23 protein-coding genes are annotated in these 25,081 nt (G+C 58.1%); 7 read left to right on the top strand and 16 right to left on the bottom strand.

Annotation, left to right across the window (positions count from 1 at the left end; all coding sequences use genetic code 11):
* Positions 1 to 118: 118 nt before the first annotated feature.
* The 3 genes from purM to AC1RQB_RS24095 are packed head-to-tail and all read left to right on the top strand — an operon-like array spanning position 119 to position 2,549.
* Positions 119 to 1,177, top strand: a complete 1,059-nt coding sequence (gene purM, locus AC1RQB_RS24105) for a phosphoribosylformylglycinamidine cyclo-ligase (RefSeq protein ID WP_008013877.1) — start codon at positions 119 to 121, stop codon at positions 1,175 to 1,177.
* Positions 1,177 to 1,827: a phosphoribosylglycinamide formyltransferase gene (gene purN, locus AC1RQB_RS24100; protein ID WP_063342951.1), complete on the top strand. Its 651-nt coding sequence runs from the start codon at positions 1,177 to 1,179 to the stop codon at positions 1,825 to 1,827. Before purM ends, purN begins: the two co-directional genes overlap by 1 nt.
* Positions 1,828 to 1,835: 8 nt before the next feature.
* Complete coding sequence (locus tag AC1RQB_RS24095; protein WP_063342950.1) at positions 1,836 to 2,549, top strand: DUF3108 domain-containing protein; 714 nt, start codon at positions 1,836 to 1,838, stop codon at positions 2,547 to 2,549.
* A gap of 70 nt (positions 2,550 to 2,619) precedes the next feature.
* Here AC1RQB_RS24095 and AC1RQB_RS24090 read toward each other — a convergent pair whose 3' ends face one another.
* A complete protein-coding gene (locus AC1RQB_RS24090; protein ID WP_008071496.1) occupies positions 2,620 to 3,084 on the bottom strand; it encodes a DUF3859 domain-containing protein in 465 nt (154 codons plus the stop codon).
* 286 nt (positions 3,085 to 3,370) lie between these two features.
* Here AC1RQB_RS24090 and AC1RQB_RS24085 point away from each other — a divergent pair, with 286 nt between their 5' ends.
* Together AC1RQB_RS24085 and AC1RQB_RS24080 are read left to right on the top strand one after the other, a co-directional pair.
* Positions 3,371 to 3,787 (top strand): OsmC family protein, encoded by a 417-nt coding sequence (locus AC1RQB_RS24085; protein ID WP_063342949.1) that lies wholly within the window; start codon positions 3,371 to 3,373, stop codon positions 3,785 to 3,787.
* A 61-nt stretch (positions 3,788 to 3,848) separates the two neighbouring features.
* On the top strand, positions 3,849 to 4,736 hold the full coding sequence (locus AC1RQB_RS24080; RefSeq protein WP_063342948.1) for a pirin family protein: 888 nt from the start codon (positions 3,849 to 3,851) through the stop codon (positions 4,734 to 4,736).
* Between the two features lie 145 nt (positions 4,737 to 4,881).
* Here the strand turns inward: AC1RQB_RS24080 and htpG are convergent, their stop codons facing one another.
* From htpG to AC1RQB_RS24065, 3 genes are all read right to left on the bottom strand, one after another.
* Entirely contained in the window at positions 4,882 to 6,786 is a 1,905-nt protein-coding gene (gene htpG, locus AC1RQB_RS24075; protein ID WP_008071491.1) for a molecular chaperone HtpG, read from the bottom strand.
* Positions 6,787 to 6,867: 81 nt separating this feature from the next.
* Entirely contained in the window at positions 6,868 to 7,320 is a 453-nt protein-coding gene (locus tag AC1RQB_RS24070) for a PaaI family thioesterase (protein ID WP_063342947.1), read from the bottom strand.
* Complete coding sequence (locus tag AC1RQB_RS24065) at positions 7,317 to 7,793, bottom strand: PaaI family thioesterase (RefSeq protein WP_008013863.1); 477 nt, start codon at positions 7,791 to 7,793, stop codon at positions 7,317 to 7,319. The genes AC1RQB_RS24070 and AC1RQB_RS24065 overlap by 4 nt, the downstream gene beginning before the upstream one ends.
* Positions 7,794 to 7,950: 157 nt before the next feature.
* On the opposite strand from AC1RQB_RS24065, the gene AC1RQB_RS24060 reads away from it, so the two are divergent.
* Positions 7,951 to 8,196 (top strand): hypothetical protein, encoded by a 246-nt coding sequence (locus AC1RQB_RS24060; protein WP_008071487.1) that lies wholly within the window; start codon positions 7,951 to 7,953, stop codon positions 8,194 to 8,196.
* 77 nt (positions 8,197 to 8,273) lie between these two features.
* On the opposite strand, the gene AC1RQB_RS24055 is transcribed toward AC1RQB_RS24060, so the two are convergent.
* The 12 genes from AC1RQB_RS24055 to sdhC form a co-directional block, all read right to left on the bottom strand.
* Complete coding sequence (locus AC1RQB_RS24055; protein WP_063342946.1) at positions 8,274 to 8,675, bottom strand: MAPEG family protein; 402 nt, start codon at positions 8,673 to 8,675, stop codon at positions 8,274 to 8,276.
* Positions 8,675 to 9,412 carry a DUF599 domain-containing protein gene (locus AC1RQB_RS24050; RefSeq protein ID WP_008071484.1) on the bottom strand — a complete coding sequence of 246 codons (738 nt, stop codon included), beginning with the start codon at positions 9,410 to 9,412 and terminating at the stop codon, positions 8,675 to 8,677. The genes AC1RQB_RS24055 and AC1RQB_RS24050 overlap by 1 nt, the downstream gene beginning before the upstream one ends.
* Before the next feature lie 237 nt (positions 9,413 to 9,649).
* On the bottom strand, positions 9,650 to 10,963 hold the full coding sequence (gene brnQ / locus AC1RQB_RS24045) for a branched-chain amino acid transport system II carrier protein (RefSeq protein WP_063342945.1): 1,314 nt from the start codon (positions 10,961 to 10,963) through the stop codon (positions 9,650 to 9,652).
* A 421-nt stretch (positions 10,964 to 11,384) separates the two neighbouring features.
* Positions 11,385 to 12,266: a succinate--CoA ligase subunit alpha gene (sucD, locus tag AC1RQB_RS24040; RefSeq protein ID WP_007919877.1), complete on the bottom strand. Its 882-nt coding sequence runs from the start codon at positions 12,264 to 12,266 to the stop codon at positions 11,385 to 11,387.
* Positions 12,266 to 13,432 (bottom strand): ADP-forming succinate--CoA ligase subunit beta, encoded by a 1,167-nt coding sequence (gene sucC / locus AC1RQB_RS24035; protein ID WP_007898980.1) that lies wholly within the window; start codon positions 13,430 to 13,432, stop codon positions 12,266 to 12,268. The genes sucD and sucC overlap by 1 nt, the downstream gene beginning before the upstream one ends.
* A 194-nt stretch (positions 13,433 to 13,626) precedes the next feature.
* On the bottom strand, positions 13,627 to 15,063 hold the full coding sequence (gene lpdA, locus AC1RQB_RS24030) for a dihydrolipoyl dehydrogenase (RefSeq protein WP_007898983.1): 1,437 nt from the start codon (positions 15,061 to 15,063) through the stop codon (positions 13,627 to 13,629).
* Positions 15,064 to 15,173: 110 nt separating this feature from the next.
* Positions 15,174 to 16,391, bottom strand: a complete 1,218-nt coding sequence (odhB, locus tag AC1RQB_RS24025; protein WP_008071474.1) for a 2-oxoglutarate dehydrogenase complex dihydrolipoyllysine-residue succinyltransferase — start codon at positions 16,389 to 16,391, stop codon at positions 15,174 to 15,176.
* 42 nt (positions 16,392 to 16,433) lie between these two features.
* On the bottom strand, positions 16,434 to 19,265 hold the full coding sequence (locus AC1RQB_RS24020) for a 2-oxoglutarate dehydrogenase E1 component (protein ID WP_008071472.1): 2,832 nt from the start codon (positions 19,263 to 19,265) through the stop codon (positions 16,434 to 16,436).
* A gap of 276 nt (positions 19,266 to 19,541) precedes the next feature.
* Positions 19,542 to 20,246: a succinate dehydrogenase iron-sulfur subunit gene (locus AC1RQB_RS24015; RefSeq protein ID WP_007898989.1), complete on the bottom strand. Its 705-nt coding sequence runs from the start codon at positions 20,244 to 20,246 to the stop codon at positions 19,542 to 19,544.
* 11 nt (positions 20,247 to 20,257) lie between these two features.
* Positions 20,258 to 22,030 (bottom strand): succinate dehydrogenase flavoprotein subunit, encoded by a 1,773-nt coding sequence (sdhA, locus tag AC1RQB_RS24010; protein ID WP_008071470.1) that lies wholly within the window; start codon positions 22,028 to 22,030, stop codon positions 20,258 to 20,260.
* Between the two features lie 3 nt (positions 22,031 to 22,033).
* A complete protein-coding gene (gene sdhD, locus AC1RQB_RS24005; RefSeq protein ID WP_008071469.1) occupies positions 22,034 to 22,402 on the bottom strand; it encodes a succinate dehydrogenase, hydrophobic membrane anchor protein in 369 nt (122 codons plus the stop codon).
* Positions 22,396 to 22,770: a succinate dehydrogenase, cytochrome b556 subunit gene (gene sdhC / locus AC1RQB_RS24000; protein WP_032830362.1), complete on the bottom strand. Its 375-nt coding sequence runs from the start codon at positions 22,768 to 22,770 to the stop codon at positions 22,396 to 22,398. Before sdhC ends, sdhD begins: the two co-directional genes overlap by 7 nt.
* 362 nt (positions 22,771 to 23,132) lie before the next feature.
* Here sdhC and gltA point away from each other — a divergent pair, with 362 nt between their 5' ends.
* Positions 23,133 to 24,419 carry a citrate synthase gene (gene gltA, locus AC1RQB_RS23995; protein ID WP_008071464.1) on the top strand — a complete coding sequence of 429 codons (1,287 nt, stop codon included), beginning with the start codon at positions 23,133 to 23,135 and terminating at the stop codon, positions 24,417 to 24,419.
* Positions 24,420 to 25,081 lie beyond the last annotated feature (662 nt).

Below are 25,081 nucleotides of genomic sequence, written 5' to 3'. Positions count from 1 at the left end.
CGCAGACCGGCAACAGCCGGGCACCCTGAAATTCGCGTACGGCAATTGCCCTTCGCCAGCTTCAGTGGCCCCACTGGACTCGGTCGTTACCCCTGAATCCCCCCTAAAGGCCTGGATCATGAGCAAGCAACCCTCCCTGAGCTACAAGGACGCCGGTGTAGACATCGACGCCGGTGAAGCATTGGTCGAACGCATCAAGAGCGTCGCCAAGCGCACTGCGCGCCCGGAAGTCATGGGCGGCCTGGGCGGTTTCGGCGCCCTCTGCGAAATCCCGGCCGGTTACAAGCAACCGGTACTGGTCTCGGGCACTGACGGCGTCGGCACCAAACTGCGCCTGGCGCTGAACCTGAACAAGCACGACAGCATCGGCATCGACCTGGTTGCCATGTGCGTGAACGACCTGGTGGTCTGCGGCGCCGAGCCGCTGTTCTTCCTCGACTACTACGCCACCGGCAAACTGAACGTCGAAACCGCGACCCAGGTCGTGACCGGCATCGGCGCTGGCTGTGAACTGTCCGGCTGCTCCCTGGTCGGCGGCGAAACCGCTGAAATGCCTGGCATGTACGAAGGCGAAGACTACGACCTGGCCGGCTTCTGCGTCGGCGTCGTGGAAAAGTCCGAAATCATCGACGGTTCCAAAGTCGCTGCCGGCGATGCCCTGCTCGCCCTGCCGTCTTCCGGCCCGCACTCCAACGGCTACTCGCTGATCCGCAAGATCATCGAAGTGTCCGGTGCAGACATCGAAAACATCCAGCTCGACGGCAAACCGCTGACCGACCTGCTGATGGCCCCGACCCGTATCTACGTGAAGCCGCTGCTCAAGCTGATCAAGGAAACCGGCGCCGTCAAAGCCATGGCCCACATCACCGGTGGTGGCCTGCTGGACAACATCCCGCGCGTTCTGCCAAAAGGCGCACAAGCGGTGGTTGACGTCGCGAGCTGGACCCGTCCTGCCGTGTTCGACTGGCTGCAAGAGAAAGGCAACGTCGACGAAAACGAAATGCATCGCGTGTTGAACTGCGGCGTCGGCATGGTTATCTGCGTTGCGCAAGAGCACGTTGAAACCGCGCTGAATGTGCTGCGTGAAGCTGGCGAGCAGCCTTGGGTCATCGGCCAGATCGCCACCGCTGCCGAAGGCGCGGCCCAGGTTGAACTGAAGAACCTCAAGGCTCATTGATGTCCCAGACCTGTGATGTGGTGGTGCTGTTGTCCGGCACCGGCAGTAACTTGCAGGCCTTGATCGACAGCACGCGGACCGGCGACAGCCCGGCCCGCATCGCTGCGGTGATCTCCAACCGCGCCGACGCCTACGGCCTGCATCGCGCCAGGGATGCGGGTATCGATACCCGCACCCTGGATCACAAGGCTTTCGAAGGTCGCGAGGCCTTCGATGCCGCGCTGATCGAACTGATCGACGCCTTCAACCCCAAACTCGTGGTACTGGCCGGTTTCATGCGCATTCTCAGCGCTGACTTCGTGCGCCACTACGCGGGTCGCCTGCTCAACATCCATCCCTCGCTGCTACCCAAATACAAAGGGTTACACACCCATCAGCGCGCGCTGGAAGCCGGCGACACTGAACACGGCTGTTCCGTGCACTTCGTCACCGAGGAACTCGATGGCGGACCACTGGTCGTACAGGCAGTAATACCGGTAGAGTTGCACGATTCGCCGCAGAGTCTGGCGCAGCGAGTCCATACCCAGGAACACCTGATCTACCCGATGGCCGTACGCTGGTTTGCCGAAGGTCGTTTATCACTCGGCGAACAAGGTGCTTTACTGGACGGACAGTTACTCGCGGCCAGCGGCCACTTGATTCGAACCTAGGAGATTTTATGCGTCGCGCCCTGCTCTTCGCTTGCGCTCTGCTCGCCCTGCCGTTTGCGCAGGCCGCAGACCTTCAACCTTTCTCCGCCAGCTACACCGCCGACTGGAAGCAGCTGCCCATGAGCGGCACCGCCGAACGCAGCCTGACCAAGGGCGCCAACGGCGTCTGGAAACTCAGCTTCAAGGCGTCGATGATGATCGCCAGCCTGACTGAAGAAAGCACCCTGACCCTGGACAAGGACACGCTGCTGCCGCAGTCCTACCATTTCGAACGTGGTGGCCTGGGCAAAGCCAAGAAGGCTGATCTGGATTTCGACTGGACCAACAAGATGGTCACCGGCACCGATCGCGGCGACGCGGTCAAGATCCCACTGAACCGCGGCATGGTCGATAAATCCACTTATCAACTGGCTCTGCAGCATGACGTCGCCGCTGGCAAGAAAAGCATGAGCTATCAGGTCGTCGACGATGGCGAAGTCGATACCTATGACTTCCGCGTGCTGGGTTCGGAAAAAGTCGACACCAAGGCTGGCCAGATCGATGCAATCAAGGTCGAGCGCGTGCGCGACCCGACACAAAGCAAGCGCATCACCGTCCTGTGGTTCGCCAAGGACTGGGATTACCTGCTGGTTCGCCTGCAACAGGTTGAAACCGACGGCAAGGAGTACAACATCATGCTCCTTGACGGTACGGTCAACGGCAAGACGGTCAAAGGCAGCTGATTTGCAACGACATGAAAGCCCCGCAAACGCGGGGCTTTTTTTCGTCCGAATTTGGGCTGGGCGAGCGCGATCAGCGCACGGTAAAGCGTTGCTGGGCCAGCAGACGGTCGCCCTGGAACACCATGAAGCGCCATTCACCGGGAACGACTTCATGGCTTTCGGTGAACTCGAAGGCCATCAGGTCCTGCGGAGCACCGGGTACCAGTTTTTGAGTCACTTCCAGTTTGTCGTGACGAACGCCATCCGGAGTACGAATGCCCGGCGTGAAATAGAGCAACGTCAGCGGCTGGTCTTCGGCGACCTTGCCGGCCAACTGGTAGCGCATACCAAACTTGGTGCCGAGTTTGGCGGGGACGATTTCGGTTTGCTGGATCTGTTCATTGCTGCGGCGCAAAACTCGCTCGCCCGATTGCAGTTCGGCTTTGGGGCCAGCGAACACGCCGTATTCCACTGGGCCTTCGACGCGGACTTCGGCACTGGCCAGACCACTGACAAACATCATTGTGGCCAGGGCGGTTAAACGGGTGAGGTGCATGGTGCGCTCCTTGATTGAGATGAGCGCGAGGGTATGACGCCGGGGTGACAGGACGATGACAAGTTCAGTGAAATCCTGTAGGAGCGAGGCTTGCCCGCGAAGAACGATGACGCGTAATGCCTGAAAAACCGCGGTGCATTCTTCGCGGGCAAGCCTCGCTCCTACAGGTTCTGCATCTTAGTCAAATCGCCAGGCAAGAAAGTGGAACGCGAATTTGAAGGGATGCTCTATAACTTCAGGGTCTTTTTTGATCGAATGACTTTTCCCAATGTCTGCGAGGTTTCTTATGACTGTTACCGTCAACACCGTCTCCGCCGAAGGTTTTCGTCACAGCGTCCAGATCGATGACCACGAACTCTTTGCCGATGTGCCGAAAACCTCTGGCGGCGAAGGCTCCGCGCCTGAACCACACGACTACTTCGACGCAGCACTGGGTGCCTGTAAGGCCCTGACGCTGAAAATGTATGCCAGGAAAAAGGGCATCCCGCTGACGGGCGTCGAGGTTGAGGTCACGCGCGACAACAGTGAAGAGCAGAAAGGCAAATACGCTCTGCACGTCGAACTCACGCTCAAGGGTGTGCTCACCGACGCCCAGCGTGACGAGTTGCACCGCGTGGCCGACCGCTGCCCGGTACACAAGCTGATGACCACCTCTGAAGTCAGCATCGAAACCCATCTGTCCGAAGGTGCCTTCAGCCAATAGCGGCAAGGGCTGCGCAAGCGGGTTATGCTCCCTGCGTCACCCGCTCAGCCTGGAATGCACCATGAACACGCCACTCGTGATCCGCCCTCGCGCCGAAGATGTCGAAGGCCAGCCGATTCTTCGCCCGTTGCCGTCAGCCAAATGCCGCAACGTCGGGCCTTTCGTGTTTTTCGACCACATGCTCGAAACCCGTTATCCGGCGGGCAAAGGCATGAACATCCGTCAGCATCCACACATCGGCCTGTCCACCCTCACCTACCTGTTCGAAGGGCAAATCCAGCACAAGGACAGCCTCGGTTCCGATCAGGTGGTCAATGCCGGCGATGTCAGCTGGATGACGGCGGGTAGCGCAATCGCCCACGTCGAACGCACACCCGAACCATTGAAAGACAGCGAATTTACGATGCATGGCTTACAGATCTGGCTGGCTTCGCCCAAAGATCGTGAACACGGCCCAGGACACTACAGCCACCATCCGGCTGCCACGCTGCCTGTCAGCGATAACCTTGGCGTGAAGATACGGATGATCGCCGGGTCAGGCTTTTGCCTCGAATCGCCGGTTCCGGTGCTTTCTCCTACGCTGTATGCCGAATTGAACCTGCAAACGGCGACCACATTGCTGATTCCCACCGAGCATGAAGAACGGGCACTGTATGTGCTGAGCGGTGAAGCGCAACTGGATGGCGAGCCGCTGGAACCGCACTCGCTGGTGGTGTTGCCGGCCGGGGAAGAGATGACACTGTTCGCCGAGAGCGACTGTCATGCCGTGCTGTTTGGCGGCGCGCCGCTGGATGGACCACGGCGGATCAACTGGAATTTCGTGGCCAGTGATCCGGCATTGATCGATGAAGCACGTCGGCGCTGGGCGGCCGGGGACTGGCCGACAGTGCCGGGGGAAAGTGAGCGGATCGAATTGCCGAAACACCGAAGCCCGCCAACGCCCCTGTAATTGATCGGCTGATCGTTCCACGCTCTGCGTGGTTGCAGCCCGTGACGCTCCGCATCACTGGACGCGGAGCGTCCCTAGAGGCATTCCCACGCAGAGCGTGGGAACGATCAAAAAACCCGCCGAAGCGGGTTTTTTTACAACGCGGTTAAACCGACAGTTCAACTAACAGCTTGTTCAGACGGCGCACATAAGCGGCCGGGTCTTTCAAGCTGTCGCCGGCCGCCAGGGCCGCCTGATCGAACAGGATGTGCGACAGATCGCCGAAGCGCTCGTCGCTCTGCTCGTTGTCGAGTTTCTCGATCAGCGGGTGAGCCGGGTTGAATTCGAAGATCGGCTTCGAATCCGGAACCTTCTGACCGCTGGCTTCCAGGATCTGACGCATTTGCAGGCCCAGGTCCTGCTCGCCGATGGCCAGAATCGCCGGGGAGTCGGTCAGACGATGGGAGACCCGCACTTCAGCAACGGAGTCGCCCAGTGCAGTCTTCAGACGCTCAACCAGGCCTTCTTTGGACTTGGCGACTTCTTCCGCGGCTTTCTTGTCTTCTTCCGAGTCCAGGTTGCCGAGGTCCAGGTCACCGCGTGCCACGTCGACAAAGCTCTTGCCGTCGAAGTCGTTGAGGTAGCTCATCAGCCACTCGTCGATGCGGTCGGTCAGCAGCAGCACTTCGATGCCTTTCTTGCGGAAGACTTCCAGGTGCGGGCTGTTTTTGACTTGCGCGTAGGTTTCGCCAGTCAGGTAGTAGATCTTGTCCTGACCTTCCTTGGCGCGAGCCAGGTAGTCGGCCAGACCCACAACTTGCTCGCCGTCGTCGCCCTGAGTGGACGCGAAACGCAGCAGGCCAGCAATTTTTTCTTTGTTGGCGAAGTCTTCTGCCGGGCCTTCTTTCATGACCTGACCGAAGTTCTTCCAGAAGCCTTTGTATTGCTCAGGCTCGTTCTTCGCCAGTTTTTCCAGCATGTCCAGAACGCGCTTGGTCAGCGCCGACTTCATGGAATCGATGATCGGGTCTTTCTGCAGGATTTCCCGCGACACGTTCAGCGACAGGTCGTTGGAGTCGACCACGCCTTTAATGAAGCGCAGGTACAGCGGCAGGAACGACTCGGCCTGATCCATGACGAACACACGCTGCACGTACAGCTTCAGGCCTTTCGGCGCTTCACGCTGGTACAGATCGAATGGCGCACGGGTCGGTACATAAAGCAGCGAGGTGTACTCGAGCTTGCCTTCGACCTTGTTGTGGCTCCAGCTCAGCGGGTTCTCGAAATCGTGAGCGACGTGTTTGTAGAACTCCTGGTATTCCTCGTCTTTCACTTCAGTGCGAGGACGAGTCCACAGGGCGCTGGCGCGGTTGACGGTTTCCCACTCGACGGCCGGCTGCTCTTCGCCTTCGGCAGCGGCCACTTCTTTCGGCAGCTCGATCGGCAAAGCGATGTGGTCGGAGTACTTCTTGATGATGTTGCGCAGACGCCAGCCATCGGCGAATTCGTCTTCAGCGGACTTCAGGTGCAGGACGATGCGGGTACCACGGTCAGCTTTCTCGACGGTGGCGATTTCGAATTCGCCTTCGCCCTTGGACGACCAGTGCACGCCTTCGCTGGCAGCGAGGCCGGCACGGCGGCTGAATACGTCGACTTTATCGGCAACGATGAAGGCCGAGTAAAAACCGACACCGAATTGACCGATCAGGTGCGAGTCTTTTTTCTGATCGCCAGACAGGTGTTTCATGAAATCGGCAGTGCCGGACTTGGCGATGGTACCCAGATGGGTGACCGCGTCGTCACGGCTCATGCCGATGCCGTTATCTTCGAGGGTGACGGTTTTAGCGTCTTTGTCGAAGCTCACACGGATTTTCAGTTCCGCGCCGCCTTCCAGCAAGTCAGGTTTGGCCAGCGCTTCAAAGCGTAATTTGTCGACAGCGTCAGAGGCGTTCGAGATCAATTCGCGAAGGAAAATTTCCTTGTTGGAATACAGCGAATGGATCATGAGGTGCAGCAGTTGCTTCACCTCGGTCTGGAAGCCCAGGGTTTCCTTTTGAGTTTCCACACTCATGGTCATCAAACTCCAATCAGATGGCATAAGCCGCGACCTTGAAGGTCGACGGCGGGTTGTCCTCAGAGTTGGGGGCTGAGATCAGGATTTCAAGGGCTCTTCGATTTTGAAATGAGCGCGGGCCGTGGCAATGGGCTCGGCTTCAGTGCTTTGCCAGGCGGTAATCGCCACGTTTGCCACCCGCCGCCCCTGTCGGCACACCTGGCATCTGGCCCAGGTATCGCGAAACTGCCCCGCGCGCAGGTAGTCGAGGGAAAAGTCGATAATCTTCGGCACGCCGGGCGAGCCGGTGAAGATCAGCAGGTGCAGTGCCGCCGAGAGCTCCATGAACCCGGCAATCACCCCGCCATGGATCGCCGGCAATAAAGGGTTACCAATGTTGTCCTTGTTGGCCGGCAGGCGAAACAGCAGCTCATCCCCGACACGCGAACATTCGACGCCGATCAGTCTGGCGTAAGGAATCAGGTGCAGCAGAGAGGCGTAGTCCCCCTGCGCATGGGCCTGTTGAAGTTGCTCCTTGAACGCGTCGGTCATTTCGCACCTCCAGCTATGGCACCGGCAAAACCTTTGGTGCCTTTGATGCCCTTGCCCATGCGCATAAAGGTGCCCACCACATGGGCGATAGGCTGTTCGGGGTCGTCCTGATAGGCAAAACCGCGCGCAAAGATCACGTCGGTGGTCACTCGGTAGCATTGGGCGAAGCCGTACACGTCCTTGTGCGGCTCGGCGGCGTGCATGTAGTCGATCCGCAAGTCGAGCGTCGGACAGACTTCGAACTCAGGCAGCACGCAAAGGGTAGCCATGCCGCAGGCGGTGTCCATCAGCGAGGTCAACGCTCCGCCATGAATCACCCCGGTTTGCGGATTGCCGACGATCTGCGGGCTGTACGGCAGAATCACCGTCAATCCTTCGCTGCTGGCGCTGTGAACGCGCATGCCGAGTACCTGACAATGCCGCAATGCCGACAGGAATCGCGTCGCACGCTCAAAAACGGGGTTTTCGGCCATTGGATTAAACTCTTCTTAGTGTTCCGGGAAAGTAGCAGGCTAGTGGGTAAAAGTTCCGTAGAAAAACAAACTTATATATCTGTGCGAATTAAGGAACTTAACCCTGATCGCTGCGCTCGAAAGGCCAGTAGATACTTTCCATCAGGAGAAACACCCCATGCGTAAGACTTTAGCTATTGCCTTGATGTTGACCGCTTCCCTCGGTCTCGCTGCCTGCGATAAAAAATCCGAGGACAAAGCTCAAGAAGCCACCAAACATGCTGAGCAAGCTCAGGAAAAAATGGGTGAAGCTCAGGATAAAGTGAACGAGGCAGCAAAAGAAAACGCCGAAGCTGCCAAAGCTCAGGCCGAATCTAACGCAGCAGCGACAAAAGAAGCCGCGCCAGAAGCACCTAAAAACTAAACGCGTTTTTAGTGCTAAAAGAAAACCCGCCAAGTGCGGGTTTTCTTTTGCCTGCGACTTTTGTTTGTCGTGCAGCCTTAGAGCAAAATCGTCCTAAAAGTCGGACTAATCATCAGCAACAATGAACACACTAAGCCGACGAACCACACCAGGCTGCGCTGCCAGGCCAAGTCCGCCCAATAGCACAACAGATATATGATGCGCGCGACCACAAAGACGATCGCCAGCGTATCGATCAGCCATCCCGCTGTCTGCGTGGTATGCGCCATCAACACCCCCACCGCAAAGATCATGAACGCCTCGAAACTGTTCTGATGGGCCGCCAATGCACGGGCACCGAAGCCTGTAAGTTGCGCCTGCTGTTGGCGCGGCAGATGATTGTTGTAACCACCCTGCTCGTTCATGGCCTTGGCCACTGGAATCTTTGCCACGAAAATCAACAATGCGCTGATAAACACACACCAGAACGGAATACTCATCAAGCAGCCTCTTTGTTTGCTTCAGGCAATGGCGCCTCCGTAGGGGTATAGACCATCACATCAAGAACGTCGGAGTGAAACTCGCGGCGATACAACACCAGCACGACGCCGGCACTCATCAACATGAACAACCAGGGACTGACGAACCACGCCAGCATGGTCATGCCGAAGTAATAGGAACGCAGACCGAAGTTGAACTGGTTGGCCGCCATGGAAATGACACGTGCCGCTCGGGAAGCGAAGGCTTTACGCTCTTGCTCGGACACGTGGCGCTCTCCGATCATCGGCGCCGAGCCCACGAGAATGGCCGCAAAGTTGTACTGACGCATGCACCAGCTGAACGTAAAGAACGCATAGACAAACACCAGCGCCAGGCACAACAACTTGATCTCCGACATGCCCTGGGAAGCCTGTTGCACCATCGGGATATCCGCCAGTAACGACACGGCTCTGTCGGACGCACCCAATACCGTGAGAATACCGGCCAGGATAATCAACGTGCTGGAAGCGAAGAACGAGGCATTGCGCTCCAGGTTACCGATCACGCTGGCATCGGCAATGCGGTTGTCGCGCAACAGCATGCGGCGCATCCAGTCTTCGCGATACAGGTGCAACACGCTGGCCAGGCACGCGGTGTCGCGGCCTTTCCATGTCGCATAACGGGTGTAGCCACCCCAGCAGATGACAAACCAGAGCGCGGCGAGGATGTGGATCAGATTGGCGTGGATGAACGACATGCAGTTCCTTGTGAGGTATAGGAGGAATACCGAAATCCTGTGGGAGCGGGCTTGCTCGCGAAAGCGGACTTCCAGTCAATATCGCTATTGAATGTTAAGCCCTCTTCGCGAGCAAGCCCGCTCCCACATTAGATTTGTGTACGGCCATAAAAAATGCCCCGTATCGATTGATACGGGGCATTTCCATTTTTGCCAGGACTCAGCGCGAGGCCCGCTTGTGGCGAGCCAGGAAGCAGCTTAAGCCAGCGCTTCTTCGCGCTTGCCCAGCAGGCGATCGCAGACCACCGCAACCACCAGGGTCATGACCGACGGCACCAGCCACGCCAGCCCCTGCTCGCTCAGCGGCAGATGAGCCAATTGAGTCGGCATCCAGTCTGCCAGACCGGCACCCTTGAGGGCGTCGATCAGACCGAAGATGAACGACACCAGCATCACCGGACCGACGATGCGGCCCTGCTCATGCCAGAAGTCCTTGCAGAAGCTCAGCGCTACCAGGGCGATGCACGGCGGGTAGATGGCGGTCAGCACCGGGATCGAGAACGCGATCAGCTTGGTGAGGCCCAGATTGGACACCAACAGGGAGAACGCAGCCAGGATGATCACCAGCGTCTTGTAGGACAGTGGCAGTACACGGCTGAAGTATTCGGCACAGGCACACGTCAGGCCGACCGCTGTTACCAGGCAGGCCAGGGAGATCAGTACCGCAAGGAAGCCGCTGCCCAACGAACCAAACGTGTGTTGAACATACGCGTGCAATACCGCCGCGCCGTTGGCAGCACCGGCGGCCACTTCATGGCTCCCCGAACCGAGACGGAACAGGCTGACGTAAACCAGCGCCAGACCCACGCCGGCAATCAGACCGGCGATGATCGCGTAACGGGTGATCAGCGCTGGTGATTCCACGCCACGGGAGCGGATCGCATTGACAATGACAATGCCGAATACCAGCGCACCCAGGGTATCCATGGTCAGGTAACCATTGATAAAACCCTGGGAGAACGGTGCTGCGACATATTCAGGAGTGGCCACGCCGATATCACCGGCCGGCAACGCAAACGCGGCGATGCCAAGAACGGCCAGGGCGATAATCTTCAGCGGTGCGAGGAAACGTCCTACGGTATCGAGCAGGCGGCCCGGGTAGAGCGAGATGAAGAACACCACCAGGAAGTACACCGAGCTATAGAGAAACAACGCCAGCGGGCTCTCGCCAGTCAGCGGCGCCAGGCCCACTTCGAACGACACGGTCGCGGTGCGCGGCGTTGCGAACAACGGGCCGACAGCGAGGTAGCACGCGGCTGCCAGCAGGCCACCAGCGACTTTACCGATCGGGCTGCTCAAGGCATCCATTGCACCACCGACCTTGGCCAGGGCGACAACGGTGATCACCGGCAAACCAACCGCGGTGATCAGAAAACCCAGCGCCGCCATCCAGACATTAGGCCCGGACTGCAAACCGACGATAGGCGGGAAGATGATGTTGCCAGCCCCGACGAACAGGGCAAATGTCATAAAACCCAGTGCCAGGATGTCCTGGCCTTTCAACACTTTCATTAAGGAAATACCACACTACTGAATCGGAATTTAGAGAGGGATTTCCCTTATGGGTGAGGGAAATGCTGTCGGCCCGTATAGGACTAACCCGTTTAGCGCGTCGCTGCCTTGTGGGCCGCGGACGCAAAAATGGCTGCTAGCCTAACGAATTTGCACGACAAACGCACTGTTACAGGGCGAACTATCCGATACGCGACATTTCAATGTCGCGTTTACATACCTAATTTTCCTACCTTGGCACAGATCGTTCCCACGCTCTGCGTGGGAATGCATCCCATGACGCTCCGCGTCACATTCAAAGGCGGAACGCGGAGCGTCCCTGGCGGCATTCCCACGCAGAGCGTGGGAACGATCACCCGGAAACGACAAAGGCCACCCGAAGGTGGCCTTTGCCTGGTGAAGCGTCAGTTAAGCGCGAGGCTTACTTGACAGCCCAACCGGTCAGCTCGGCCAGGGCCTTGCCGATGTCTGCCAGCGAACGCACGGTTTTAACGCCTGCGTCTTGCAGAGCAGCGAATTTCTCGTCTGCAGTGCCTTTGCCGCCAGAGATGATTGCGCCAGCATGGCCCATGCGCTTGCCCGGAGGAGCAGTCACACCAGCGATGTAGGAAACAACCGGTTTGGTCACGTGTGCCTTGATGTAGGCAGCCGCTTCTTCTTCAGCCGAACCGCCGATCTCGCCGATCATCACGATCGCTTCGGTCTTCGGGTCTTCCTGGAACAGCTTCAGGATGTCGATGAAGTTCGAACCCGGGATCGGGTCACCACCGATGCCGACGCAAGTCGACTGACCGAAACCGGCGTCAGTAGTCTGCTTCACAGCTTCGTAGGTCAGGGTGCCGGAACGGGAAACGATACCGACCTTGCCTGGCAAGTGAATGTGACCTGGCATGATGCCGATCTTGCATTCGCCTGGAGTGATCACGCCTGGGCAGTTAGGACCGATCAGGACTACGCCCAGTTCGTCGCACTTAACTTTAGCGTCCAGCATGTCCAGGGTAGGAATGCCTTCAGTGATGCAAACGATCAGCTTGATGCCGCCGAATGCTGCTTCCAGGATGGAGTCCTTGCAGAAAGGAGCTGGAACGTAGATCACGCTGGCGGTGGCGCCAGTGGCAGCTACAGCGTCTTTCACGGTGTTGAACACTGGCAGACCCAGGTGCTCGGTGCCGCCTTTGCCTGGAGTTACACCACCAACCATCTTGGTGCCGTATTCGATGGCTTGCTGGGTGTGGAAACTACCTTGCGAACCGGTAATACCCTGGCAGATAACTTTGGTGTCTTTATTGATCAGGACGCTCATTATTTGCCCTCCGCAGCTTTAACGACTTGTTGAGCAGCGTCGGTCAGGCTGGTAGCAGCGATGATGTTCAAACCGCTTTCTGCCAGTACTTTAGCGCCCAGCTCAGCGTTGTTGCCTTCAAGGCGAACAACAACCGGGATTTTCACGCCGACTTCTTTCACAGCGCCGATGATGCCTTCGGCAATCATGTCGCAACGAACGATGCCGCCGAAGATGTTGACCAATACTGCAGCGACGTTAGTGTCGGACAGGATGATCTTGAACGCTTCGGTAACGCGTTCTTTGGTAGCACCGCCGCCCACGTCGAGGAAGTTGGCTGGTTTGCCGCCATGCAGGTTGACGATGTCCATGGTACCCATGGCCAGGCCAGCACCGTTGACCATGCAACCGATGTTGCCTTCCAGTGCTACGTAGTTCAGTTCGAACTTGGCAGCGTGCGCTTCGCGCGGATCGTCTTGCGACGGATCGTGGAAAGTCTTCAGCTTAGGCTGACGGTACATGGCGTTGGCGTCGATGTTGATCTTGGCGTCGAGGCAATGCAGATCGCCGTCAGCCTTGATCACCAGCGGGTTCACTTCCAGCAGAGCCAGGTCGTGATCCTTGAACAGCTTGGCCAGACCTACGAAGATCTTGGCGAACTGAGCAACTTGCTTGCCTTCCAGACCCAGCTGGAATGCCAGCTCGCGACCCTGGAATGGCTGAGCGCCAACCAGTGGATCGATAGTGGCCTTGAGGATTTTCTCAGGGGTGTCGTGAGCGATTTTCTCGATGTCCACGCCACCTTCGGTGGAAGCCATGAACACGATGCGACGGCTCGAACGGTCAACGACAGCGCCCAGGTACAGCTCTTTAGCGATATCAGTGCACGATTCAACCAGGATCTTGGTGACTGGCTGGCCATTGGCATCAGTCTGGTAAGTCACCAGACGCTTGCCCAACCACTGTTGAGCGAATGCTTTGGCGTCTTCTTTGCTGCGAACCAGCTTTACGCCGCCCGCTTTACCGCGACCACCAGCGTGGACCTGGGCTTTGACAACCCACTCGGTGCCGCCGATTTTGTCGCAAGCTTCTGCTGCTGCTTCCGGGGTGTCTACTGCGTAGCCGGTGGAAACTGGCAGGCCGTATTCAGCGAACAGCTGCTTACCCTGATACTCGTGAAGATTCATGCTTATTACCGTCTTCGTTAGGTACTGCGCATTCGGTGCTGCACCGTTCTGGTGCCGCACCACCTGTGACTGCTGCTTGCGTAGCTTTCCAGTTACCCGGTGCAGCTACGCAAGACTGCGTCCAGCGGACATTCCGCGGTGAGTCTTGCACGCAAGGCTCACGACGGGCCGTACCGCCGTGGTTTCTTATTGTCTTAACGCTTCTTGCGGTTGGCGATGTGGATGGCGCCGCCATTCACAGCCAAAGCTGCTTCGTGCAAGGCTTCAGACAGGGTCGGATGGGAGAAAACCATCATGCCCAGGTCTTCAGCGCTGGTGCCGAATTCCATACCGATCGCGCCCTGCTGAACCAGTTCTGCAGCGCTCGGGCCAATCACGTGGACGCCCAATACGCGGTCAGTCTTGGCATCGGCAATGACTTTCACGAAACCGCCGGTGTCGTTGGCTGCCATGGCACGGCCACTGGCTGCGAACGGGAAGGTGCCAACGTTAACTTCAACGCCTTCAGCCTTCAAGGTCTGCTCGGTTTTGCCGACCCACGCGATTTCCGGGTGAGTATAAATAACTGACGGGATCAAGTCATAGTTCATCTGGGCTTTGTGACCCTTGATGCGCTCGACAACCATGATGCCCTCTTCCGAAGCCTTGTGTGCCAGCATCATGCCGCGAACCACGTCACCGATGGCGTAAACGCCCGGTACGGTGGTGGCGCAGTGATCGTCAACGTGCACGAAACCGCGCTCGTCCAGGGTCACGCCGCAATCGGCAGCCAGCAGATCAGTGGTCACCGGACGGCGACCAACGGCTACGATCAGCTTGTCGAAAGTGATGTTCTGTTCGCCGTTGGCATCGGTGTAGTTCACAACGACTTCGTCGCCGTTCACTTTGGAACCGGTAACGCGAGCACCCAGCTTGATGTCCAGACCTTGTTTGGTCAGGGTTTTCAGCGCTTCCTTGGAAACGGCAGCGTCAGCGGCCATCAGGAAGGTATCCAGCGCTTCGAGAACGGTAACTTCTGCGCCCAGACGGGACCAGACCGAACCCAGTTCCAGACCGATCACGCCAGCGCCAATCACGCCCAGACGTTTTGGAACCGATTGGAATTCCAGCGCGCCAGTCGAATCGACGATCACATTCTGGTCGACCGGAGCCGGTGGAATGTCGATCGGACGCGAACCTGGAGCCAGAATCACGTTCTCGGCTTCAATGATTTCTACCGAACCGTCAGGCTTGGTGACTTCGACTTTCTTGCCGGCCAGCAGTTTGCCGTGGCCCTGGATCGAGGTCACACCGTTTGCCTTGAACAGGGTGGCAACACCCGAGGTCAGACCTTTAACGATGTTGGCTTTACGGCCGACCATTGCTGGCACGTCCATGGTCACGCCAGCGTGGTTGATACCGTGGATCGCGAAGCCGTCTTGGGCTTCGTGGAACTTCCAGGAGCTGTCCAGCAGCGCCTTGGATGGAATGCAGCCGACGTTCAGGCAAGTACCGCCGAGGGCCAGTTTGCCTTCCTTGTCGGTGTATTTCTCGATGCAGGCAGTGGAGAGGCCCAGTTGCGCTGCTTTAATGGCAGCCACGTAGCCGCCAGGGCCCGCGCCAATCACTACCACGTCGAATTTCTGAGTCATGTGTCATTCCTTCTCGAATCAAACCGGACGGCCCCTTTTGGGGACCGTCGTGGGACGAAGCTGGTCATTACAGAAGGGCCGTCCATCACTGAGCGGCCCGTGCAACGAAATCAGATATCCAGCAGCAAACGAGCCGGGTCTTCCAGCAGGTTCTTGATGGTAACCAGGAAGGTCACAGCTTCTTTGCCGTCGATCAAACGGTGATCGTAGGACAGAGCGAGGTACATCATCGGACGGATAACGACTTGACCGTTGATCGCCATAGGACGCTGCAGAATGTTGTGCATGCCCAGGATGGCCGCTTGTGGCGGGTTGACGATCGGAGTCGACATCATCGAACCGAAGGTACCACCGTTGGTGATGGTGAACGTACCACCGGTCATTTCGTCCATCGACAGCTTGCCGTCACGAGCCTTCTTGCCGAAGGTGGCGATGCCGCCTTCGATTTCAGCCAGGCTCATCAGTTCGGCGTTACGCAGAACCGGTACAACCAGGCCGCGGTCGCTGGAAACAGCAACACCGACGTCAGCGTAGCCGTGGTAAACGATGTCGGCACCGTCGATCGACGCGTTGACAGCCGGGAAGCGTTTCAGTGCTTCGGTGGCAGCCTTGACGAAGAACGACATGAAGCCCAGGCGCACGCCGTTGTGGGACTTCTCGAACAGATCCTTGTACTTCGAACGCAACGCCATGACTTCGGTCATGTCGACTTCGTTGAAAGTGGTCAGCATCGCCATGTTCGATTGAGCTTCAACCAGACGCTTGGCGACGGTGGCCCGCACGCGGGTCATCGGTACGCGCTTCTCGATGCGATCGCCGGCAGCGAACACTGGAGCAGCAGCGGCAGGCGCAGCAGCCTTGGCAGGTGCGGCAGCCGGAGCGGCTTTCTTGGCAGCTACAGCGGCAACAACGTCTTCCTTGGTCACACGACCGCCTTTGCCGGTGCCGGCAACGGAAGCGATGTTGATGCCGTTTTCTTCAGCCAGCTTGCGAGCAGCCGGTGCAGCAACAGGATCGTCTTCGCCCGCTTCGGCAGGAGCAGCGGCAGCAGCAGGTGCAGCAGCGGCGGCTGGAGCAGCGGCGGCAGCACTGCCCTCACCGATGGAGCCCAGAACTTCGTCGGACAGAACGGTGTCGCCTTCGTTCTTGACGATAGCGCCCAGCACGCCATCAGCGGTAGCCAACACTTCCAGCACGACTTTGTCGGTTTCGATGTCGACGATCAGCTCATCACGCTTGACGGCGTCGCCCGGTTTTTTGTGCCAGGTGGCAACGGTGCCATCGGCAACCGATTCCGGGAAAGTGGGGGCTTTGATTTCGATAGCCATTATCTGTGGGTCCTTAAATTCGGTTTCAGGTGCGCGAAGGCGTTAAACAGTAAAGGCGTCTTGCAGCAGTTGTTCCTGCTGCTCAGCGTGCATCGATGCATAACCACAAGCAGGTGCAGCAGAAGCCTCACGGCCCGCGTACTCGAGTACGAGAGACTTGTTGAGCGTACTGATGCTACGACGCAAGTGGTGTTGGCTGCAGTACCAGGCACCCTGGTTCATCGGCTCTTCCTGACACCAAACGGCATGCTTGGCGTTGGTGTAAGGAGCCAGGACTTCTTTCAGGTCGTCCTCAGGGAATGGGTACAGCTGCTCGATACGCACGATGGCGATGTCATCACGACCTTCGGCACGGCGTTTTTCCAGCAGGTCGTAGTAGACCTTGCCGCTACACAGAACAACGCGCTCGACCTTTTTCGGGTCCAGGGCATCGATTTCCGGGATAACGGTCTGGAACGAACCTTCGGCCAGATCTTCCAGGGTCGAGATGGCCAGTTTGTGACGCAGCAGCGACTTCGGAGTCAGGACGATCAACGGCTTGCGCAGCGGGCGAATCACCTGACGACGCAGCAAGTGGTAGATCTGAGCCGGGGTGGTCGGGACGGCAACCTGAACATTGTGCTCGGCGCACAGTTGCAGGTAACGCTCCAGACGAGCCGAAGAGTGCTCCGGACCCTGACCTTCATAACCGTGCGGCAGCAGCATGGTCAGACCGCAGAGACGGCCCCACTTGTGCTCGCCACTGGTGATGAACTGGTCGATAACCACTTGGGCACCGTTGGCGAAGTCGCCGAACTGGGCTTCCCAGATCACCAGCGCCTCAGGCGTGGTGGTCGAGTAACCGTATTCGAACGCCAGCACGGCTTCTTCGGACAGGAACGAATCGTACAGGTCGAAACGTGGCTGGCCCTTGTACAGGTTTTGCAGCGGGACGTAGGTACCCGCGTCTTTCTGGTTGTGCAAGACAGCGTGACGGTGCGAGAACGTACCGCGACCGATGTCCTGACCCGTCATGCGAATCGGGTGACCTTCGAACGCCAGGGTCGCGTACGCCATGGTTTCGGCGTAACCCCAGTTGATCGGCAGGCCGCCGGCTTGCATTTTCTGACGGTCTTCGTAGATTTTCGAGACCTGGCGCTGAACCACGAAGCCTTCCGGAATTTCCAGCAGCTTGGCGGACAGTTCCTGCAAGGTTTTCAGATCGAAGCGAGTGTCGTGACGCGCGGTCCAGGCGTGGCCCAGATACGGACGCCAGTCCACGAACAACTCTTTGTTCGGCTCTTTGACCAGGCTTTTTACCACGTGCAGGCCGTTGTCCAGCGCATTGCGGTATTCGTCGACTTTCGCCTGAACACGCTCTGCGTCCAGCACACCGCCCTGGGTCAGACGATCGGCATACAGCTCACGGGTAGTGCGCTGTTTGGTGATCTGCTGATACATGATTGGCTGGGTGCCGCTAGGCTCGTCGGCCTCGTTGTGGCCGCGACGACGGTAGCAGACCAGGTCGATCACCACGTCACGCTTGAACTGCATGCGGTAGTCGATGGCCAGCTGGGTCACGAACAACACGGCTTCCGGATCATCACCATTCACATGGAGGATCGGCGCCTGGATCATCTTCGCAACGTCGGTCGCGTACTCGGTGGAGCGCGAGTCCAGCGGGTTGCTGATGGTGAAACCGACCTGGTTGTTGATCACGATGTGCACGGTGCCGCCGGTCTTGAAACCGCGGGTCTGCGACATCTGGAAGGTTTCCATCACCACGCCTTGACCGGCGAATGCCGCATCACCGTGGATGGAGATCGGCAGAACCTTCTCGCCGGTAGGGTCGTTACGACGATCCTGACGGGCGCGAACCGAACCCTCGACCACCGGGGAAACGATTTCCAGGTGGGAAGGGTTGAACGCCATGGCCAGGTGAACTTCACCGCCGGTGGTCATCACGTTGGACGAGAAGCCCTGGTGATACTTAACGTCACCGGAACCCAGCTCGACCTTCTTCTTGCCTTCGAACTCGTCGAACAGCTCGCGCGGGTTCTTGCCGAAGGTGTTGACCAGCACGTTGAGACGGCCACGGTGGGCCATGCCGATCACGATTTCCTTGGTGCCGTAAGAACCGGAACGCTGGATCAGCTCGTCGAGCATCGGAATCAGGCTCTCGCCGCCTTCCAGACCGAAACGCTTGGTACCCGGGTATTTGGTCCCGAGGTATTTTTCCAGGCCTTCGCCGGCGGTGACGCGCTCAAGCAGGTGGCTCTTGATGTCGACGGAGTACGTCGGACGGCCGCGCACGCTTTCCAGACGCTGCTGGAACCACTGGCGCTGCTCGGAATCGGTGATATGCGTAAATTCAGCGCCGATGGTGCGGCAATATGTCTGCTGCAACGCTTCGTGAATTTCGCGTAGGCTCGCCTCCTCTTTGCCGATGAACAGGTCGCCGGCACGGAAGGTCGTATCAAGATCGGCATTGGTCAAGCCGTAATGATTGATTGACAGGTCTGCAGGTGCAGGACGCTGCCACAGCCCCAGCGGGTCAAGCTGGGCTGCCTGGTGGCCACGCATACGGTAGGCCTGGATCAATCGCAGCACTTCAACTTGCTTCTTCTCGTGCTCACTGCTCACGCTACCGGCGGAAACCGGTTGGGCGCGGCGCTGGTTCTTTGCCAGCAAGACGAAATGATCGCGAATTGTGGAGTGCGAAACATCGGTGGCAGTGTTGCCATCAGCAGGCAACTTCTGGAAGTAGGTGCGCCACTCTTCTGGCACAGCGTTAGGGTCGTGCAGGTAGAGCTCGTAGAGCTCTTCCACATAGGCAGCGTTACTACCGGATAGGTAGGCGCTGTTCCACATGCGCTGCATCACGCTTTCTTGCATGCTTGGTCACCCTCGGTTAGGGGAACACCACCGGCGTCGACACCGAGAAAACTTGCAGAAGTCCGAATGCAGCGACTAAAACAAGCCACTTAGGATCACGCTGATAGTCCGGGTACCAGCCCGGATGCCCCTGCTTGTCTCATTTCTTCAAAATAAGAGCCGCAGCCTTATAAGCTGCTGCCCAGGTTAAAACTACGGCGCCGGTTGAAGCCTGCGCCGTAGCATCTACGGGTACAGCGGTACAACTTTTACAACAGCCGGGTTACAGCAGCTGAATCACACGCCGCTTTGCAGCAGCATGTTACGGATGTGACCGATGGCCTTAGTCGGGTTCAGGCCTTTCGGACAAACGTTGACGCAGTTCATGATGCCCCGGCAGCGGAATACGCTGAACGGGTCATCCAGCGAAGCCAGACGCTCGGATGTCTTGTTGTCGCGGCTGTCTGCCAGGAAGCGATAGGCTTGCAGCAGAGCAGCCGGACCCAGGAACTTGTCCGGGTTCCACCAGAAGGACGGGCACGAAGTCGAGCAGCAAGCGCACAGGATGCACTCGTACAGACCGTCGAGCTTTTCACGCTCTTCAGGGGACTGCAGACGCTCGATGGCCGGAGCCGGCGTGTCGTTCTGCAGGTATGGCTTAACCTTTTCGTATTGCTTGTAGAAGATGCTCATATCGACGACCAGGTCACGGATAACCGGCAAACCTGGCAGCGGACGAACGATCAGCTTGTTACGTTTCACGACGGCAGACAGCGGCGTGATGCATGCCAGACCGTTTTTGCCGTTGATGTTCATGCCGTCGGAACCGCAAACACCTTCACGGCAAGAGCGACGATAGGAGAAACCTTCGTCCTGCTCTTTGATCAGGGCCAGCACGTCCAGCACCATCAGGTCTTTACCACCGGTATCAACCTGGAATTCCTGCATGAACGGCGCAGCGTCCTGATCAGGGTTGTAACGATAAACACTGACTTGCAACATGGCGGCCACCCTTAATAAGTCCGAATCTTAGGTTCAAAAGTCGGAACAGTCTTCGGCGAGAAGTTCACAGCACGCTTGGCAACGCGCTTGTCACCCGGGAAGTACAGGGTGTGGCACAGCCAGTTTTCATCGTCACGGTCTTCGAAGTCTTCACGGGCGTGAGCGCCGCGGGACTCTTTGCGCACTTCTGCAGCGATAGCAGTGGCTTCGGCCACTTCCAGCAGGTTTTGCAGTTCCAGCGCTTCGATACGCGCGGTGTTGAAGGCCTGGCTCTTGTCGTTGATCTTGACGTTGGCGATACGCACGCGCAGATCAGCCAGCTGAGCAATACCCTTCTGCATGTATTCGCCGGTACGGAACACACCGAAGTAGTTCTGCATGCAGCTTTGCAGTTCGCGACGCAGGGTTGCCACGTCTTCACCTTCGGTACGCTCGTTCAGAGCGGACAGACGTGCCAGGGCCGCGTTGATGTCAGCGTCGGTGGCGTCATCGTATTCGATACCGTCGCTCAGCGCTTTTTCCAGGTGCAGGCCGGCAGCGCGGCCGAATACCACCAAGTCGAGCAGCGAGTTGCCGCCCAGACGGTTGGCGCCGTGAACCGATACGCACGCCACTTCACCCACTGCGAACAGGCCAGGGATGATTTGGTCGACGCCTTCGTCGTTCTGGGTGATTGCCTGACCGTGAATGTTGGTCGGAACGCCGCCCATCATATAGTGGCAGGTCGGAACGACCGGAACTGGAGCAACAACAGGGTCAACGTGTGCGAAAGTCTTGGACAGTTCGCAGATGCCTGGCAGACGACTGTGCAGCACTTCCTCGCCCAAGTGGTCGAGTTTGAGCATTACGTGGTCGCCATTCGGACCGCAACCGTTGCCGGCGATGATCTCTTTAACCATCGAACGGGCAACGACGTCACGACCGGCAAGGTCTTTGGCGTTCGGAGCATAACGCTCCATGAAACGCTCGCCGTGCTTGTTGATCAGGTAACCACCTTCACCACGGCAACCTTCGGTAACCAGTACACCGGCGCCGGCGATGCCGGTCGGGTGGAACTGCCACATTTCGATGTCTTGTACCGGCACGCCTGCACGCAGCGCCATACCAACGCCGTCACCGGTGTTGATCAGGGCGTTGGTGGTCGAAGCGTAGATACGACCTGCACCGCCGGTGGCCAGTACGGTAGCCTTGGCGCGGATGTAGGTGGTTTCGCCGGTTTCGATGCAGATGGCAATCACGCCGACGAATGCGCCGTCCTGGTTCTTCACCAGATCAACAGCGTAGTACTCGTTAAGGAACGTGGTGCCAGCTTTCAGGTTGCCCTGATAAAGGGTGTGCAGCAGCGCGTGACCGGTACGGTCGGAAGCGGCGCAGGTACGGGCAGCCTGCCCGCCTTTACCGTAATCCTTCGACTGACCGCCGAATGGACGCTGATAGATACGGCCTTGCTCGGTACGGGAGAACGGCAGACCCATGTGGTCCAGTTCAAACACCGCAGCCGGGCCTTCCTGACACATGTATTCGATAGCGTCCTGGTCACCGATGTAGTCGGAACCCTTGACGGTATCGTACATGTGCCAGCGCCAGTCATCGTTCGGGTCCGCAGAAGCGATAGCGCAGGTGATGCCACCCTGAGCCGATACGGTGTGCGAACGCGTCGGGAAAACCTTGGTGATCACGGCAGTCTTGTGACCGCCTTGTGCCAGTTGCAGCGCTGCGCGCATGCCGGCACCGCCGCCACCAATAATGATGGCGTCGAAAGAAATCGTTGGAATGTTAGCCATGGATCAGATACCCCAGAGAATCTGCACACCCCAGACGAAGTAAGCGAACATCGCAACGCCGCATACTGCCTGGAAAAGGAAACGTACTGCAGTCGCGGACTTGCCCAGCGCCATCGGCGTCAGGTAGTCAGTCGCGATGGTCCACATGCCGACCCAGGCGTGAGCGCCCAGGGCTACAAGGGCCAGCAGACTGAAGATACGCATCCCGTTGTGGGCGAACAGGGCATGCCATTGGTCGTAGCCAATGCCTGGATTCGCAACGAGGTATCCGATCAGGAAGATGAAATAAGCCGCGAGAACGACCGCAGACACACGCTGCGCCATCCAGTCATAGAGGCCCGAACGCGACAGGTTCGTAACGCTGGTTACCATATCCAAACTCCCGCCAGAACGATCAACACCGCAGATACGGCGATAATGATTTGCGAGCCCAGTTTGCCGCCTTCCAGCGTCTCACCGATGCCCATATCCATAATCAAATGGCGCACACCGGCTACCAGGTGATACAGAAGAGCGGACAGGAGGCCCCATGCTACGAACTTGGCCAGCGGGCTGGTCAAGCATGCCTTCACCTCGGCAAAACCTTCCTCGGAACCCAGAGATTTGCCCAATGCATAAAGCATGAAGCCAAGGCCCAGGAAGAGGATGATGCCGGAAACACGGTGAAGAAACGACGTAACGCCGGTGATGGGGAGTTTGATGGTCCTTAGGTCTAGGTTTACAGGTCGTTGGCTTTTCACGGCTTTTTTTCACACTGAAGAGCCCCTAACAATCAGGGCAAAGTTGTTGGGGAGTGCACTGGTCAGGTAACCACCACCCAGGGATGCGACCCCCAATAAAGCAGGCCCAAAAGCCCCTGGCGGTCGGTGGCCGAGTATAGACAGTTAGGCTACTAATGACAACGCGTTCACCTTCCCCTAATAGCTGATTGCACAAGTGACATAAAAGGCGTAAATGGCAGTCAATTTCGAGGAAAAAGTCCGGTTAAAGCCTTCTGGAGCAAGACTTTAGGCAAATTGACATTCGAATTTATCTCACTATAGTGGTGCGGGCCCTGCGTGGGGGGTCTGTCTGATGATTTCAAGCATAAATAGGAGGCCACATGGCTGACAAAAAAGCGCAGTTGATCATCGAGGGCGCAGCCCCCGTCGAGCTGCCCATTTTAACCGGCACCGTTGGTCCCGATGTTATCGACGTTCGGGGCCTGACGGCCACGGGCCGTTTCACCTTTGACCCTGGTTTCATGTCGACTGCCTCCTGCGAGTCGAAGATCACCTATATTGACGGCGACAACGGCATTCTGCTGCACCGCGGCTACCCGATCGAACAGCTGGCTGAAAAGTCGGACTACCTGGAAACCTGCTATCTGCTGCTCAACGGCGAATTGCCGACCGCAGAACAGAAGGCCCAGTTCGTCGGCACCGTGAAGAACCACACAATGGTTCACGAGCAGTTGAAGACCTTCTTCAACGGCTTCCGTCGCGACGCTCACCCGATGGCCGTCATGTGCGGCGTAGTGGGTGCCCTCTCGGCCTTCTACCACGACTCCCTCGACATCAATAACCCGCAGCATCGCGAAATCTCCGCGATCCGCCTGGTTGCCAAGATGCCGACCCTGGCCGCAATGGTTTACAAGTACTCCATGGGCCAACCCATGATGTACCCGCGCAACGACCTGTCGTACGCGGAAAACTTCCTGCACATGATGTTCAACACCCCGTGCGAGATCAAACCGATCAGCCCGGTACTCGCCAAGGCCATGGACCGGATCTTCATCCTCCATGCCGACCACGAGCAGAACGCATCGACTTCTACCGTACGCCTGGCCGGCTCGTCGGGTGCCAACCCGTTCGCCTGTATCGCCGCCGGTATCGCTGCACTGTGGGGCCCTGCCCACGGCGGTGCGAACGAAGCCGTTCTGACCATGCTTGACGAGATTGGCGATGTTTCGAACATCGACAAGTACATCGCCAAGGCCAAGGACAAGAACGATCCGTTCAAACTGATGGGCTTCGGTCACCGGGTTTACAAAAACCGCGACCCACGCGCCACCGTCATGAAGCAAACCTGCGACGAAGTGCTGAAAGAGCTGGGCATCACCAACGATCCGCAACTCGAACTGGCCATGCGCCTGGAAGAGATCGCCCTGACCGATCCGTACTTCATCGAGCGCTCGCTGTACCCGAACGTCGACTTCTACTCGGGGATCATCCTCAAGGCGATCGGCATTCCGACCAGCATGTTCACCGTGATCTTCGCTCTGGCGCGGACTGTCGGCTGGATTTCCCACTGGAAGGAAATGCTCTCCAGCCCGTACAAGATTGGCCGTCCGCGTCAGCTGTACACTGGCTATGAGTCGCGTGATATCACTCGGCTTGAAGACCGCTGATAGGCGCTGTCTTGCGATAACGTCTTGAGCTGTACCGGAAACGGCCTCTATTGGATAGAGGCCGTTTTTGTTTGTGGGCCTTGGGGCCTTCCCGGCTCTTTGGTTGTGTACATATCCGTTTCTGCGGTAACGGCTTCTATTGGTTTCGCTTTTACAGCGAGTCACTTTCGAAAAGCGCGAAAGTAACCAAAGCGCTTCTGCCCCTTTCGTTCGGTGCCTCGCCCAGGCTCGGCATGCCCTCGCTCCGGTCCTGCTCCGTGGGCCCGCCGCGATCGGCCATCCATGGCCGTGCGCGGCTAACCCGGCATCCATGCCGGGTTGCCCACTGCGCAGAACCTCCACTCAGCCTCTCGAGGGGGCGGTGCGTCAACATCAAAAGCTGCAGGCGAGCTAACGCTCGGCCTGTTGAGTGGTGAAAAGCACAGCGGATGCGCTCTGATTTTTTGTGGGAGCTGGCTTGTCGGGTCGCCGCATCACTGCGACGGCGGCCTGTCAGCCGGCCAGTCTCTTGCAGATGCACATCATCCCCTGTGGGAGCTGGCTTGCCTGCGAAGGCGACCTGACAGCCGACCAGTCTCTTGCGGATGCACATCATCCCCTGTGGGAGCTGGCTTGCCTGCGAAGGCGGCCTGTCAGCCGACCAGTCTCTTGCGGATGCACAT

Source organism: Pseudomonas sp. GW822-FHT02E03 (assembly GCF_058802325.1).
Note: the sequence above shows the minus strand (reverse complement) of the source record. Positions and strands in the feature narration are given on the sequence as shown.